Annotated in this window: 14 protein-coding genes; 7 read left to right on the top strand and 7 right to left on the bottom strand. The window is 64.2% G+C overall.

Annotated features, from left to right (window positions below):
- Positions 1–25: 25 nt before the first annotated feature.
- Positions 26–2623 carry a bifunctional aconitate hydratase 2/2-methylisocitrate dehydratase gene (gene acnB, locus AC22G6_RS15250; RefSeq protein WP_487367458.1) on the bottom strand — a complete coding sequence of 866 codons (2598 nt, stop codon included), beginning with the start codon at positions 2621–2623 and terminating at the stop codon, positions 26–28.
- Positions 2624–2926: 303 nt separating this feature from the next.
- Here acnB and acnA point away from each other — a divergent pair, with 303 nt between their 5' ends.
- From acnA to AC22G6_RS15230, 4 genes are all read left to right on the top strand, one after another.
- Positions 2927–5644: an aconitate hydratase AcnA gene (gene acnA / locus AC22G6_RS15245; protein ID WP_487367457.1), complete on the top strand. Its 2718-nt coding sequence runs from the start codon at positions 2927–2929 to the stop codon at positions 5642–5644.
- 86 nt (positions 5645–5730) lie between these two features.
- A complete protein-coding gene (locus AC22G6_RS15240; protein WP_487367456.1) occupies positions 5731–6132 on the top strand; it encodes a YchJ family protein in 402 nt (133 codons plus the stop codon).
- Positions 6133–6185: 53 nt separating this feature from the next.
- Positions 6186–6569, top strand: coding sequence for a DUF6394 family protein (locus AC22G6_RS15235; RefSeq protein WP_487367455.1), 384 nt, complete (start codon positions 6186–6188; stop codon positions 6567–6569).
- Positions 6569–8320, top strand: coding sequence for an NAD-binding protein (locus AC22G6_RS15230; RefSeq protein ID WP_487367454.1), 1752 nt, complete (start codon positions 6569–6571; stop codon positions 8318–8320). The genes AC22G6_RS15235 and AC22G6_RS15230 overlap by 1 nt, the downstream gene beginning before the upstream one ends.
- Before the next feature lie 28 nt (positions 8321–8348).
- Here AC22G6_RS15230 and AC22G6_RS15225 read toward each other — a convergent pair whose 3' ends face one another.
- On the bottom strand, positions 8349–8567 hold the full coding sequence (locus AC22G6_RS15225) for an RNA-binding S4 domain-containing protein (RefSeq protein ID WP_487367453.1): 219 nt from the start codon (positions 8565–8567) through the stop codon (positions 8349–8351).
- Positions 8568–8672: 105 nt separating this feature from the next.
- Here AC22G6_RS15225 and AC22G6_RS15220 point away from each other — a divergent pair, with 105 nt between their 5' ends.
- Positions 8673–9548 carry an ATP adenylyltransferase family protein gene (locus AC22G6_RS15220; RefSeq protein WP_487367452.1) on the top strand — a complete coding sequence of 292 codons (876 nt, stop codon included), beginning with the start codon at positions 8673–8675 and terminating at the stop codon, positions 9546–9548.
- Positions 9549–9599: 51 nt separating this feature from the next.
- Here AC22G6_RS15220 and AC22G6_RS15215 read toward each other — a convergent pair whose 3' ends face one another.
- From AC22G6_RS15215 to AC22G6_RS15200, 4 genes are all read right to left on the bottom strand, one after another.
- Positions 9600–9998: a YkgJ family cysteine cluster protein gene (locus AC22G6_RS15215; RefSeq protein ID WP_487367451.1), complete on the bottom strand. Its 399-nt coding sequence runs from the start codon at positions 9996–9998 to the stop codon at positions 9600–9602.
- A 366-nt stretch (positions 9999–10364) separates the two neighbouring features.
- Positions 10365–11087 carry a UPF0149 family protein gene (locus AC22G6_RS15210; RefSeq protein ID WP_487367450.1) on the bottom strand — a complete coding sequence of 241 codons (723 nt, stop codon included), beginning with the start codon at positions 11085–11087 and terminating at the stop codon, positions 10365–10367.
- A gap of 64 nt (positions 11088–11151) precedes the next feature.
- Positions 11152–11820, bottom strand: coding sequence for a tRNA (guanine(46)-N(7))-methyltransferase TrmB (gene trmB / locus AC22G6_RS15205; RefSeq protein ID WP_487367449.1), 669 nt, complete (start codon positions 11818–11820; stop codon positions 11152–11154).
- A gap of 21 nt (positions 11821–11841) precedes the next feature.
- Positions 11842–12822 (bottom strand): tRNA-dihydrouridine synthase, encoded by a 981-nt coding sequence (locus AC22G6_RS15200; RefSeq protein ID WP_487367448.1) that lies wholly within the window; start codon positions 12820–12822, stop codon positions 11842–11844.
- 151 nt (positions 12823–12973) lie between these two features.
- Here AC22G6_RS15200 and rpmE point away from each other — a divergent pair, with 151 nt between their 5' ends.
- Positions 12974–13192 carry a 50S ribosomal protein L31 gene (gene rpmE / locus AC22G6_RS15195; RefSeq protein ID WP_108948859.1) on the top strand — a complete coding sequence of 73 codons (219 nt, stop codon included), beginning with the start codon at positions 12974–12976 and terminating at the stop codon, positions 13190–13192.
- 202 nt (positions 13193–13394) lie between these two features.
- Positions 13395–15047, top strand: a complete 1653-nt coding sequence (locus AC22G6_RS15190) for an ArnT family glycosyltransferase (protein WP_487367447.1) — start codon at positions 13395–13397, stop codon at positions 15045–15047.
- Between the two features lie 104 nt (positions 15048–15151).
- Here the strand turns inward: AC22G6_RS15190 and orn are convergent, their stop codons facing one another.
- Entirely contained in the window at positions 15152–15700 is a 549-nt protein-coding gene (gene orn, locus AC22G6_RS15185) for an oligoribonuclease (RefSeq protein WP_108948861.1), read from the bottom strand.
- Positions 15701–15753: the final 53 nt, after the last annotated feature.

The raw sequence follows: 15753 nt of genomic DNA, 5'->3' as shown, positions 1-15753 counted from the left end.
ACGCAGACCCGCCCGGCCTGATGCTTCAGATTTCGACGGTGTCGGCGACTTCCTTGAACTCGGCGATCTGGTCGAAGTTCATGTAGCGATAAACCTCACCCGCCTTCGCGTCGAGCGACTGGACCTGCGCCAGGTACTCGGCAACCGTCGGGATCTTGCCGGTCAGCGCGCACACTGCGGCCAGCTCGGCAGAGCCGAGGTAGACCTGGGTGTCGATACCGAGACGGTTCGGGAAGTTACGCGTCGAGGTCGACATCGCCGTCGAACCCTTGCGAATCTGCGCCTGGTTACCCATGCACAGCGAGCAGCCCGGCGGCTCCATGCGGGCACCGGACTTGCCGAGCACCGAGTAGTAGCCTTCTTCGTTCAGGATCATGGCGTCCATCTTGGTCGGCGGAGCCACCCACAGACGGGTCGGGATGTCCGACTTGCCTTCGAGCACCTTGGCCGCGGCACGGAAGTGACCGATGTTGGTCATGCACGAACCGATGAACACTTCGTCGATCTTGGCACCGGCAACTTCGGACAGCAGCTTGACGTCGTCCGGGTCGTTCGGGCAGGCAACGATCGGCTCCTTGATGTCGGCCAGATCGATGTCGATCACAGCAGCGTAATCGGCATCGGCGTCGCCCGACAGCAGCTCGCCGTTGGCGATCCACGCTTCCATGGCCTTGATGCGACGACCCAGGGTGCGGGCGTCCTGATAGCCATTGGCGATCATCCACTTCATCAGCGTGATGTTCGAGTTCATGTACTCGACGATCGGCGCCTTGTCCAGATGCACCGTGCAGCCAGCGGCAGAGCGCTCGGCCGATGCGTCGGACAGCTCGAATGCCTGCTCGACCTTCAGATCGGGCAGACCTTCGATCTCGAGGATGCGGCCGGAGAAGATGTTCTTCTTGCCCTTCTTCTCGACCGTCAGCAGGCCCGCCTTGATGGCGTACAGCGGAATGGCGTTGACCAGATCACGCAGGGTGACGCCGGGCTGCATCTTGCCCTTGAAGCGCACCAGCACGGATTCCGGCATGTCCAGCGGCATCACGCCGGTGGCAGCAGCAAACGCGACCAGACCGGAACCGGCCGGGAAGGAGATGCCGATCGGGAAACGGGTGTGCGAGTCACCGCCGGTACCCACGGTATCGGGCAGCAGCAGACGGTTGAGCCAGGAGTGGATCACGCCGTCACCCGGACGCAGCGAAACGCCGCCACGCGTCGAGATGAAGCTCGGCAGTTCGCGGTGAGTCTTGACGTCGATCAGCTTCGGGTAGGCCGAGGTGTGGCAGAAGGACTGCATCACCAGATCAGCCGAGAAGCCGAGGCAGGCCAGATCCTTGAGCTCGTCGCGGGTCATCGGGCCGGTGGTGTCCTGGGAACCGACGGTGGTCATCTTCGGTTCGCAGTAGGTACCCGGGCGAACGCCCTTGCCTTCCGGCAGGCCGCAGGCACGACCGACCATCTTCTGTGCCAGCGAGAAGCCCTTGCCGCTGTCGGCGGGGTCTTGCGGCAGACGGAACAGCGAGGACGGCGGCAGGCCAAGCGCTTCACGCGCCTTGGTCGTCAGGCCACGGCCGATGATCAGCGGAATACGGCCACCGGCACGGACTTCGTCGAGGATGACCGGGGTCTTGAGTGCAGCTTCAGCGATTTTTTCGCCGTTCTTGAAGGCGGTGACCACGGCAGTTGCCTGGTCGACCTTCAGTTCGATCTCGTCGCCCATGTCCATCGACGAAACGTCGATTTCGATCGGCAGCGCACCGGCATCTTCCATCGTGTTGAAGAAGATCGGCGCAATCTTGGACCCCAGACACACACCACCGAAGCGCTTGTTCGGCACGAAGGGGATGTCTTCGCCGGTGAACCACAACACCGAGTTGGTGGCCGACTTGCGCGAGGAACCGGTACCGACCACGTCACCAACGTAGGCGACCAGGTTGCCCTTGGCGCGCAGGTCTTCGATGAACTTGATCGGACCGCGAACACCGGCTTCTTCCGGGGTGATGCCCGGACGCGGGTTCTTCAGCATGGCCAGCGCGTGCAGCGGGATGTCGGGACGCGACCACGCATCCGGTGCCGGCGACAGGTCGTCGGTGTTGGTTTCGCCGGTGACCTTGAACACGGTCAGCTTCTGCGACGCGGGGACTTCCGGACGGCTGGTAAACCACTCGCCGTCGGCCCAGGACTGCAACACGGCCTTGGCGTTTGCGTTGCCAGCGTCGGCCAGCTCCTTGACGTCGTGGAAGAAATCGAACATCAGCAGGGTCTTCTTCAGACCTTCAGCCGCGACCGCACCGACCTCGGCATCGCCGAGCACGTCGATCATGGGCTTGATGTTGAAGCCACCCAGCATGCTGCCGAGCAGTTCGACAGCCTTGGTGCGCGACACCAGGGCACAGGTTTCTTCGCTCTTGGCGAGCTTGGCCAGGAACTCGGCCTTGACCTTGGCGGCATCATCGACACCAGCCGGTACGCGGTAGGTGAGCAGTTCGACGAGGAACGCTTCCTCGCCGGCAGGCGGATTCTTGAGCAGTTCGACCAACTCGGTAGTTTGCTGCTTGGTCAGGGGCAGCGCGGGGATACCGAGGGCGGCACGCTCGGCGACATGGGCACGGTAGGCTTCAAGCACGGCGACTTCCTTCCAGTTTGTGACGGTGGCAGGGGCTCCGAACGGGGATTCTCCCGCACGGATCAAACGAGATTATATGTCTTTTATAAGACTTAGGGTGCAGTGCAACACCCAGCACGGTCTCAGACACGACTCAGGCATCCAATTCTACTCCCGACGCATCTACCCACAATAGGCCATTGGCAAGGATTTGGCAGGTTTCGCGGCACACAGCGGAATCCGGGGAACATCACGTGCCTCGGTCTGGTCGGAAACGACACACGGGCATTGCAACAGCGCCCACCCACCCGCAGGAGATGAGCCATGCCCCATGAAAAGTTCGACACGCTGAAGACCTTCTCGACCCGCAGCGGTGCAAGCGGCCGGTATTACTCCCTGCCCGCCCTGGAGTCGGCCGGGGTCGGCCCGGTATCCCGACTGCCGGTGTCGATCCGCATCGTGCTCGAGGCGGTGTTGAGGAACTGCGACGGCCGCCGGGTGACCGAGCGGCATGTGCGCGAACTTGCCAACTGGGCACCCGATGCCCCGCGCAACGCGGAGATTCCGTTTCTGGTCGCACGTGTCGTCCTGCAGGACTTCACCGGCGTTCCCCTGCTGTGCGACCTTGCCGCCATGCGCAACGTGGCCGTCGAACAGGGCAAGGACGCAAAACGGATCGAGCCCCTGGTTCCGGTCGACCTCGTCGTCGATCATTCGGTCCAGGTTGACCACTTCGGCACGCCGCAGGCCTTGCAGCAGAACATGACGCTCGAGTTCGAACGCAACCGCGAACGCTACCAGTTCATGAAGTGGGGCATGCAGGCCTTCGATGCCTTCCGTGTCGTTCCGCCGGGCATTGGCATCGTGCACCAGGTCAATCTGGAGTACCTGTTCGAAGGCCTGCGTCATACCGGCGACCTGTATTACCCGGACACCCTGGTCGGCACCGACTCGCACACAACGATGATCAACGGCGTGGGCGTGGTGGGCTGGGGCGTTGGCGGGATCGAGGCCGAAGCGGGAATGCTCGGGCAGCCGGTGTATTTCCTGACGCCGGACGTGATCGGTGTCGAGCTCCGGGGTCGCCTGCCGGAAGGCGCAACGGCCACCGATCTGGTGCTGCGCGTGACTGAGATGCTGCGGCGCGAGAAGGTGGTGGGCAAGTTCGTCGAGTTCTTTGGCGAGGGAACGGCGGCACTGAGCGTGACCGACCGTGCGACCATTGCCAACATGGCGCCCGAGTACGGAGCAACCATGGGCTTTTTCCCGGTAGACGAGAAAACCGTGGCCTACATGCGCGGAACCGGGCGCAGCGAGGAAAGCTGCGAGCTGATCGAAGCCTATTTCCGGGCGCAGCAACTGTTCGGCGTGCCGCGCGCCGGCGAGATCGATTACACCCGCACCCTGACGCTGGACCTCGACACCATCGTGCCCTCGCTCGCCGGACCGAGCCGGCCGCAGGACCGCATCGAACTGCCCGCCATGCGGCGCACCTTTGAAGCGCTGTTCTCGGCCCCGCCCGCCGACAACGGCTTCGGCCGCGCCGCCGAGCAGCTGGACAAGCGGGTCGCAACCCGCCTCGATGGCGTCGACCTCGGCCACGGCGACATCCTGATCGCCGCCATCACCTCATGCACCAACACCAGCAACCCTGCGGTGATGATTGCCGCCGGGCTGCTTGCACGCAAGGCCGTGATGCGCGGCATGCGGGTCAAGCCGCACGTCAAGACCTCGCTTGCGCCAGGCTCGCGCGTCGTCACCGAGTACCTGGGCAAGGCCGGGCTGCTCGAGCCGCTGGCAGAACTCGGATTTGCGCTCGCAGGCTACGGCTGCACCACCTGCATCGGAAACTCGGGCGATCTCGCGCCGGCGCTGAACGAAGCCATCACCGGCAATGACATCGTCGCCGCCGCAGTACTCTCGGGCAACCGCAACTTCGAGGCCCGGATCCATCCGAACATCCGTGCGAATTACCTCGCCTCCCCTCCCCTCGTGGTGGCCTACGCCCTGGCTGGGACCGCCAGAATCGACCTGAGCAGCGAAGCGCTCGGCACCGACACGGACGGCAAGCCGGTATTCCTGAAGGACCTGTGGCCAAGCTCGGACGAAATCGCCGAGCTCATGCCCTTCGCCATGGATCCGGCCACCTACCGCCGCCTGTACGCCGATTTCAGCAAGGACAATGCACTGTGGCAGGAGATCGCCGCCCCCACCGGGGAGGTTTACGACTGGCCCACCTCCACCTACATCGCGCGCCCGCCCTTCTTCGACGAGTTCACGGTCACACCCGGTGCGGTGTCGGACGTCATCGGCGCGCGTCCGCTGATGCTGCTCGGCGATTCGGTGACCACCGACCACATCTCGCCCGCGGGAGCCTTTTCCGAATCGAGCCCTGCCGGGCAGTGGCTCAAGGGAGAAGGGGTACAACGCAAGGACTTCAACTCCTACGGTTCGCGCCGCGGACAGCACGAAGTCATGGTGCGCGGCACCTTTGCCAACGTCCGCATCAAGAACCTGATGCTGCCCGCGGGTGCGGACGGCAGACGGCGCGAAGGGGGTTACACCCTGCTCGACGGCGAGGAGGCCACCGTGTTCGACGCTGCCGCAGCATGGCGGTCACGCGGTACGCCCACGGTGATTCTGGCCGGAGAGGAATACGGTACCGGCTCCTCGCGTGACTGGGCGGCAAAGGGCACGGCACTGCTCGGCGTGAAGGCCGTCGTCGCGCGCAGTTTCGAGCGCATCCACCGCTCCAACCTGGTCGGCATGGGCGTGCTGCCCTTGCAGTTCGAGGGCGACGTCAGCTGGGACTCGCTCGGCATCGACGGCAGCGAGACTATCGACATCGTCGGCGTGAGCGCCGACATGCAGCCGCAACAGCATCTGAACATGCGCATCCACCGCGCCGACGGCAGCCAGGAGGACGTCAGCCTGCTGTGCCGCATCGACACGCCGATCGAGGTCGAGTATTACCTGCACGGCGGCATTCTTCCCTACGTGCTGCGCGACATACTCTTCCCCGACGGCGCGGCGCACGGCTGAACCTTTTTGCGCCGCGCACAACGCGCGGCGCATACCAATCTCAGCCTGATGGGGCAAAATGGGCACTCGACATCACCGGTAACAAGATGAAACCCACCCCCTGCCCCTGTGGATCCGGCAAGGACTTCAGCGCCTGCTGCGGCCCGGCCATTGACGGCACGCTCAGCCCACAGACTGCCGAGGCGCTGATGCGCTCGCGCTACTCGGCCTATGTGCTTGAGAACGAAGCCTATCTGCTGGCGACCTGGCACGTATCGACCCGTCCGGCACCGCCGCTGTTCGACACCGCTCCGCTGCCAAAATGGATCGGGCTGCAGGTGCGTGCACACCGGCAGACGGACGAAGCACATGCCGAAGTCGAGTTCCTTGCACGCTACAAGGTGGGCGGACGTGCCCACCGGCTGCACGAAACCAGCCGCTTCGTGCGCGAGGACGGACGCTGGCTCTACCTTGACGGCGACATGCACGATGCGGACAAGAACCGCTGAAGCCACCCTATAATCCGCTGCATCAACCCCGAAGCCTCGCCAACGAGAACAACATGAACCTCGAAAAAGTCATCTTCGGTTTCTTCATCCTGCTCGCTGCCACACTGAACTTCGGCTTCTTTGTCGGCGATATTGCCGACCCCGGACACCACGACATCTATGAGCTCTTTGCCGCGATCGTCGTCAGCCTGATCGCCACCATGCTCAAGTTCGGCGACCGCACACAGATTGGCGCCATCCATCTTGCAACCAGTCTGGTGGCCGACCTGCAGCTCATTGCCGCAGCCATGGTCTGGGGTTACGCCGCACACATCGCCGCGAGCGGATTGACGCCCGAGATGACCGCACGCGTCGTCTCGCTGTCGGGCGGCGCCCTGTTCGCAAACGTCGTGTCGGTCGTGATCCTGATCGCCGAAACCATCATGCAGCGTCGCTGATGAACGAACCTCCGTTCGAACCGCTGGCGCGGCACCATAGCGTCTTCTTCCTGATCATGCGGCGGCTGAGACTGCCGCTGATCCTGCTGATCTCGATCGTCGCGATGACCGTGCTCGGGCTCACACTCGCGCCAGGCGTCGATGGCGACGGACGCCCTCATTACCTGAGCTTCTTCCATGCGCTGTACTTCGCCAGCTACACCGCAACCACGATCGGGTTTGGCGAGATTCCCTATGCGTTCTCGGATCAGCAGCGGCTCTGGGTGCTGGTCTGCATCTACCTATCGGTGGTCGGGTGGGCCTACACCCTCGGCACGGTGTTCGCCATTCTGTCGGACCGCAACCTGCAGCAGGCGATCGCGACGCAGCGCTTCGTCCGCGCCGTCCAGCACCTCGGCGAACCCTTTTACCTGATATGCGGCTATGGCGAGACCGGCCGTCTGATCTGCCACGCGCTCGACCGCCTGGGCTACCGTTCGGTCGTCATCGAGCGTGAAGAATCCAAGGTGGGCGAAATCGACCTCCACAGCTACGCTGCAGACGTCCCCTTCCTCACCGCTGATGCCAGCAACCCCGAGACGCTGCGCTATGCCGGCCTGACCCATGAAAGCTGCATCGGGGTCATCGCGCTCACCAACGACGACAGCGCCAATCTCGCCATCGCCATTGCAGCCCGTCTGCTGGCGCCGCGCCTGCCGGTCATGGCGCGCGCGGAAGCCCTTGAGACCGCGGCAAACATGGCATCGTTCGGCACGCCGCACATCATCAACCCGTTCGAGAAATTCGGCGACACACTCGCGCTCGCACTGCATGCACCGGCCGCGTGGCAACTGCTGGGCTGGCTCACCGGCCTGCCAGGCACAACCGTAGAGCGCCACCGGGAACCGCCGCGAGGTTCCTGGGTGCTGTGCGGTCACGGACGCTTTGGCAAGCTCATGGTGGACGCGATGGACTCGGAGGCGGTGCCAGTGACCATCATCGACCGCCAACCGCCGGATGACGCCACGCACCGTTGGGTTCAGGGTGATGGCACCGGCGCGGTGGCCCTGCTTGAGGCCGGCATCAAGGACGCCGTCGGCATCGTGGCGGGCACCAGCTCGGACGTGGACAACCTGTCCATCGCGGTGACCGCGCGTGAGCTCAACAAGAACCTGTTCGTCATCCTGCGCCAGAACCACTATGCCAACCGCGCCCTGTACGGCGCCTTCGAGTCGGACATCACCGTGGTTCCCAGCGAGATCATTGCCCATGAATGCCTCGCCATTCTGAGCACGCCGCTGCTGGCACCGTTTCTCGACGAGATTCGCAGCCGCGACGAAGAATGGTGCGCCTGGCTACTCGATCGCATGACGCGCCGCCTGGGCTGGACCGTGCCCGATGTCTGGAGCGAGCGCATCAACCTGAGCCGTGCGCCGGCCCTTTACCGCCGGCTGATGCGGGGCGAAACGATCACGATCGACCAGTTGCTGCGCTCGCATGGCAACCGTAATGAATTCCTGGCCTGCGAGGTGCTCTACCTGGTGCGGGATGACGACGACGACCTCGTGATACCGGCCGCAAACACCGCGGTGCGACCGGGCGACGAACTGCTGCTCGCCGGCAGGCCCGGGGCACGCGGCCGCTTCGGCTTCAATATCGCCAACGAACACTCATTGAACTACATCCTTACCGGCACCGACCTCCCCGGCGGCTGGATCTGGGAGAAGCTTGCGCAACGGAAAAAACAGCCGAGCAACCGTCACCTGCCGTAACCCGTGACGCTCGCTGCGGCGTGCGTGCTCAGCCCTCTGCCACCAGCAACACGTCCTCACCGTTGAAATGCACCTTCTGTCCGATCCGCAGCTTTGCGCGTTTGCGCGACTCTGGGCGGCCATCGACCTTCACCAGTCCGGCCTCGACCGCAGCATGTGCTTCCCCACCCGAACTCACCAGATTGGCAGCCTTCAGCAGCTGGTCCAGCTGAATGTAGTCACCGCGCACCGCAAACGTCGTCGTCATTTCAGTTCTCTCATCGTTCAGGTCGATGACACGCTGCCCGCAAGTGCTTAAAAGCCACGAGCCTCATGTCACAATGGCGGGCATTGTCTCCCAGTGTTCGTCCCGATGACCAGTTCGCCATCAACCCCGGCCTCCAGCCTGCTCGAGCTGAGCGACCGTTGCACCCTGAATGCACTCGCTGCAGGCACCCTGCAACCGATCAGCACCGAGAAGATCGTACTCAACGATGGTGGCTTCGACTTTTCCGTGCGCTGGGTTTCATCGCTTGAACGCAAGAACGCTGCCCGTGTCGAGGCGGTGACCCGCCGCACCCCCGACTTCAACCCCTTCCTGCCCCCGGAGCCCACGCTGACCGTAGCGCCGCTGGGCCCGGACCATCTGGCGGTGCTCAACAAGTACCCCGTCATCGAACGCCACCTGCTGATCATCACCCGCCACTTCGAGGCCCAGACTGCACCGCTCAGGGTGGCGGACTTCTCCGCACTGGCACGGGTCATGCATGCACATGGGGGCCTCGGCTTCTACAACGGCGGCGCGGTGGCGGGCTCCAGTCAGCCGCACAAACACCTGCAATGGGTTCCGAGCACCGGCAGCCTGCCCGGCTTCACCCGCACGCTTGGCGCCGACACACTGATCGGTGAGAACCCGGCACTTCCGTGGCGCCACCGCTTCGTGCGCCTCGACGCCAAGGTGTGGACAGCGTCAGCTGATGCCGGCGAGCAACTCCACGCGGCTTTTGTGCGTGCATGCACGGCCCTGGAGATGCCCTTCAGCGCCGAGCCAATGCCGCCGTACAACCTGCTGTTGACGCGTGACTGGCTGCTGGTCGTGCCGCGCAGCCAGGAAAAAATCGATGATATCTCGGTCAATGCGCTGGGCTTCGCCGGTTCGCTGTTTGTCCGCCGCAAGGAACAGATCGAACAGCTGCGCGCGCATGGACCGCTCGCCCTGCTGACCGCCGTGGCGCAGCAGCGGCGCTGAACACGCGCCGCGGCAAGCGCGAAGGCGGGCTCAGCGCCGCAGGGTCGCGGCTCAGGCGGTGGAAACCTCGGCCGCCGGATCTGCTGCAGCCACGGTCACGCGCGAGGGATGCGGGTTCGGCAAGGGTGGCAGATTGATCTTGGCGCGCAATTCGTCGCACTTCGGGTTGGGGGTGCCGTCGTCGAAATACACCGGAAACTCGCGGCACGGAGTCGGACGGTTCTCGTAGATCGAGCACGAAACCTGCTGACCGAGCGTGCCCTCGAGTGCTGAACAGCGGCGATTCGCATCATTGCTGCCCTTCATGCAGCGCATGAAGGAATTGAGCTTCTCGGTCATGGCCGCAGGAACGAAGCCGCCAGGTGCGTCGTCAGCCTCACCCCAGTAGAAGGAAATGCGGAAATGGGTGCAGCAGATGCCGCAATCAAGGCAGGGATTGAAACTATCCATGGCAAACCCGTCGACGAGATGAAGAACGTTCCCGAACGGGACCGCCTCCGGATCGACTTGGCGTCATGCAGGCCACATACTCGTACAGCAGTCGTGTGGGCATGATCAGGCCATCAAATCCGGCGACGGCATTCTAGCCATTGCCGGACATTGCGCAAGCACTATTTATTCTTTTATTTCAGCTGCTTGCAAACACAATTTGCAGAAATGTTTCGGACAATTCATCAGGCAGACATGCGATCGCCGCGACCGACGTGCAGCCACGCCAAAGCGGGCATCTGCACAAACCGGATCGGCACCACACGCCGCACCCGGCACAGGGCGCAAGACGCCGCATGGTGCGCGGCGCCTTGCCACATTCAGCGCTTACTCGGCAGTCGCACCACAACATTTCTTGAATTTCTTGCCGCTACCGCAGGGGCAAGGGTCATTGCGGCCCGCCCCGGCGGTCGAGGGGCCCGGCGGTGCATCGACGGGCAGCGGCTGCGGCGCGGGCAGGTCCATATCGCGCCAGTGCGAGAAGATGTCGTTGGCCGCCTCGCCCATCGCCGCGAGCCAGCCCAGCCGCGTGTCGTCGTCGACTGCATCGGCACCGTCTTCGGTCCACGGCGAGAGGACCGTGTTCAGGGTTTCGCGTACCGCTTCGACTGCGTCCTCAGGCAGGCCTTCACGCCAGTCCTTGCGCCATGCGTCCAGCCCCTGGGTGAAACCCTCCACCCACTCGTCGCCGAGCTTGATGGTGTCGACGTCGGTGATCGCAAAGCAGAACGGCTCCCAGCAGCTTTCGTCATCGTCATCGAGCCCCAGCGTGGTCGCCATCTCGTTGTAATACGACAGCACCAGCCGGATGGCTTTCTGCACGCCCTTGCCCGAGCCAAAGCTCATGCCCTCCTCGTGTGCAGACCACACGGCCGGCAGCCAGCGCTCTACCGGAATCGGCTGCGGCGAGAGCAGCACGCCGGCCAGAAAGCCGTCGAGCATTTCGAGGTTCATGCAGTCCTCGGGGACGATATCCGAGGTGAGCATTTCTTCCAGCTCCTCGAACTCCTCGTCAGACATCAGGTGCGGGTTGCCCGAATCGGTGGTCATGTGTTTCTCCAGGGTAAGCAGGGCGATGGCATCGGTTGCATATGCAATCCAGACTGCCGGGGGTTCATTTCAGGTCGATGATCAGACGATACAGGGTCTGACCGGAATCACGATATTTGCGCTCAAAGGGGGTCAGCGGCACCGGCGCCTCGAAGGACTCCCACGGCACTTCCTGCCCCAGCACCTGCCCCAGCGCCGCAGCGAACTCCTCGACATACACCGACCAGTTGCTGCGCAGCTCGAGTACGCCCCCGAGCTGCGGAATGAAGGGGAACACCGGATGGGCATGCCAGCGCCGGGTCAGGTGCCCGATCTTGGGCCAGGGGTTGGGATAGAGGATGTAGTGCCGTGCCAGGCGCAGATCGGCGGCATGCAGCAGGCGCCAGTAATCCACCAGATCCGCGCGCACGAAGACCATGTTCTTCGGCATCAGCGCATCGGGATAAGGCTTGCGACGGGACAGGCGGTCCTGCGACTGATCGACGCCAATCACCCAGTGATCGGGAAAGCTGCGCGCGAGCTGAATGGTGCTGTGACCCACGCCACAGCCTGCATCCAGGATCAGCGGCGCCTGCCGGTCCCATCCCGAAAGGCTGGCCTCGAAGGCGTCGCGGTTGTAATCGTTTATCGGCTTGCGAAAGGGCTCGGCGAGGTGGCGGGCCACCTGCTCGGCGAGCCTGTCGTGCACGCCCTGCTGGGCGCTCACCGGAATGGTGGAATTTGCGTAACTCAAGGAAGGCTGTCTCGTGTTTGGTCAGGCTGCAAGCTGGGCGGGTTCGCCGAGAATGCCCCGGCTCACCAGTACCTGGTCGATCTCGGCCAGCGTCTTCAGCGGGCGGATCTGCATGAAAAGCGTCTCGGCCTGCTCGTAGCGGCGCCGGAGCATGTTCAGCCACTGCTTGATACGCCCCGGCGCGTGGTGAGCGGCCACCTTTACAACCACCCGGTCGCGGAACTCGGCAATAAGGGGGGCAAGCAAGGCCCACTCGGCCGCACGCACCCCGGCATCATCGTCCTGACCGAGGCGAATACGTCGAGCGAGAAAGGGGTCGCTGACGGCCCCGCGCCCGAGCATCACGTCAGTCGCGCCCGACACCGCCCGACAGCGCGCCCAGTCGGCCGCGGTCCACACCTCTCCATTGGCGACGACGGGCACGGACACCACATCGGCGATCCTGCCCACCCACTCCCAGTGTGCGGGCGGACGATAGCCCTCGACCTTGGTGCGGGCGTGCACCACGAGCTCGGACGCACCGCCCGCGGTCAGCGCCTGCGCACATTCGAGCGCACGCCCCTTGTCCACCACGCCGAGTCGCATCTTGGCGGTCAGCATCATGTCGGAGGGCAGTGCTGCGCGCACGGCACGCGCGATGTCATGCAGCAATTCGGGTTCGTCGAGCAGTACCGCACCACCGCGGTGACGATTGACCGTCGGTGCGGGGCATCCAAAGTTGAGGTCGACCGCAGCCGGTGCGAGCAAGGCGAGCTGTGCAGCATTGTCAGCCATTGCCACCGGGTCGGAGCCGAGCAACTGAACACGCACCGGCATGCCGCCGACGGCCCTGCTGCCGTGATCGAGTTCGGGCACAATGCGACGGAAACAGCGGTGCGGCAGCACCGAACCGGACACGCGTGCGAATTCGCTCACTGCGCAGTCATAGCCGCCGATACGGCTCAATACGGCGCGCAGCACGTCGTCCAGCAAACCTTCCATCGGCGCAAGCAGCAGGCGCAAAGTGTCTCTCGCGGTCGGGTGTTGGAAAAGCAGCGCATTGTAAACGAAGCCAGATCATTGCGCGCTTGCCATGCGTGGAAGAGTCGAGGATAATCGCGTGTTTTCAATTTAGGGTGGTCACAACCGCCGCCCGCCGTACTCAGGATCTGACATGAAAGCGGAAATCCATCCCAATTACAAAGACGTCGACGTGACCTGCTCCTGCGGCAACACGTTCGTCACCCGTTCGACCATCGGCAAGCAGCAACTGCACGTTGAAGTGTGCGCCGAGTGCCACCCGTTCTACACCGGCAAGCAGAAGATCGTCGACACCGCCGGTCGCGTCGAGCGCTTCCGTCAAAAGTACGGCAACGTACAGCGCGCAAGCTGAATCGCCGTCGCGTAACAGCGATAGCGCATCACAAAAAGGCAGCCACGGCTGCCTTTTTTGTTGCCCGGCCAGCCGCCCCGGCACAAATGGCGGCCACTGCGCCCCCGGACGCGTCATGCACAATGCAAGCGCTCCGCGAGGCCGATACAATGCAGGTCTTGCGGACACTGGTCTGCCCCATCGACACCGCTACCGAGCGCGAATGCCCCCCCGCGAACCTTACAACCCCTCCGCACTGCAACGCCGAACCTACGGCACTGTCGGCCTGACCCTGCTGGTCGGGCTCTACCTGCTGACCGGCCTCACCGGGCACGAACCCTGGCGCGGCGACGACGCACGCCACTTCGGCCCGGTGTTCTCGATGCTGCAGGGCGAAGGCCTGCTGTTCCCCGCCATCGCCGGCCTGCCCTTTCCTGATTTTCCGCCGCTGTATTACTGGGTCGCTGCGCTGCTGGCAACGCTCACCGGAAGCATCCTGCCACCCCACGATGGCGCACGACTCGCCAGCGCCGTTTTCACGGCAATGACGGTGTACTGGATTGCGCGCGCCGCCGAACGCTTCTACGGGCGCCCGGCGCGCACACCCGCAGCCCTGCTGACCCTGGGCAGCCTCGGGCTGGTACTGCACGCTCACGAAACCCAGCCAATGCTCGCCCTGATGGCGATGGTTGCGCTCGTGATCAACGGGCTTGCCAGAGTTCCCCAGCAGCCAGTCGGCGGCAGCCTTCAGGCAGGCCTGGGCAGCGCCCTCGCACTGCTCGCCGGCGGCCTGAGTGGCGCGATCCTGACCCTGCCGCTGTTTCTTCTGGTCATGACGGCCTGCCCCGACTGCCGCAACCCCCGGGCCAGCGGCGGCCTGCTGGCGGGTCTCTCGCTGGCAACAATCCTGGGCGCCCTGTGGCCCCTGCTCATCCACTTGACCGAGCCGGAACTCCTTTCCCTCTGGCTGCACCGGGAATGGACCTCGCTCACCAGCGATGCGCTGCGCGGCGGCGACCTCAACCGTCTCGTCGAACTGTTGAGCTGGTTTGCGTGGCCGCTCTGGCCGATCGCGCTCTGGGCACTGTGGCGCGCTCGACGCCGAATGCTGGAACTACGCTGGATGCTGCCGCTGCTGTCCGCGCTGATTGCGATCGGCATCATCATCGCCGAGGGCGATCTCTCACCGACGGCGGCCCTGCCCCTGCTTCCCTCCGTCGCTCTGCTTGCCGCGGGTGGCGTTCCGGTACTGCGGCGTGGCGCAGCCAATGCCTTCGACTGGTTTGGCGTGATGAGCTTCGGGGTCTTCGCCACCCTGGTCTGGATTGCCTGGACCGCTCAGGCCTATGCATGGCCGCCCGGGCTGGCGCGCCATATCGCACGGGTAACGCCGTCCTTCACCCACGGCGACGGACTGCTGCAACCGGCCATCGGCATTGCGATCTGCGCACTCTGGATCGTGCTGGTGTGGCGCCTGCCACGCACGACGACGCGCGCGACAGCAAACTGGGCCATGGGCATGACCATGCTGTGGTGCCTGGCGGTCACCTTGCTGATGCCCTGGTTCGACTACGGCCGCAGCTACCGCCCGGCGGTGACGTCGCTGCAGCAGGCCCTGCGCCCCCACAAGGCTGAATGTGTCGCAAGCACGGGGCTCCCCGACGCGGTACGCAGCGCACTCGACTACTATGCAGGCATTCGCCCGGCGCTCACCCGCGACGGCACCACGCCCTGCCGCCTTCTGCTGACCTATTCCGTCCGCCGCCAAGCCGACGGTAAACCGGGCAGTGGATGGCACCGGGTGTGGGAGTATCGGCGTGGCGGCGGTAAACAGCTGGAAGTGCTTCAGCTCTACCTTCGCACCGACAGCGACTGACAAACCTCTGCGTGCCGCAGCCGCGGCGGCCCGCCAAAAGAAGCGAAGCCAGCGGCATGAACTGCGGCTGGCCTCGAACAAGGCAGGTGCAGCGTGCGAGCGTGTCAGCCCAGACGCAGGAAGTTGTCCCGGTAGTGCGCCAACTCGGCGATGGACTCCTGAATATCGGCCAGCGCGGTGTGCGCCCCGGCCTTCTTGACGCCCTTGTACACCTCCGGATTCCAGCGCTTCGCCAGCTCCTTCAGCGTCGACACATCGAGGTTGCGGTAATGGAACCAGGCCTCGAACTGCGGCATGTAGCGCACCAGGAAGCGACGGTCCTGCCCCACCGAATTGCCGCACATGGGCGACGTACGCGACGGCGTCCATTCCTGCAGAAACGCCAGCATCTGCGCCTCGGCTTCAGCCTCGGAGACAGTGGACGCACGCACCCGATCGATCAGACCCGACTTGCCATGGGTATTCTTGTTCCAGTCATCCATCGCATCGAGCACGCTGTCGGGCTGATGCACCACGATCACCGGTGCTTCGGCGACGGTATTGAGATCGCTGTCGGTAATGACGACCGCGATTTCGATGATGCGATCGGTGTCCGGTTCGAGGCCGGTCATTTCCATGTCCAGCCAGATGAGGTGATTCTGATCCTGTGCCATAATCCTTGAGCCTTTCGTGCGCCGGGCGGGCTGTCCGCGGCGAGATGAAACAT

Source organism: Parazoarcus sp. PS-13 R2A (genome assembly GCF_057621855.1).
Note: the sequence above shows the minus strand (reverse complement) of the source record. Positions and strands in the feature narration are given on the sequence as shown.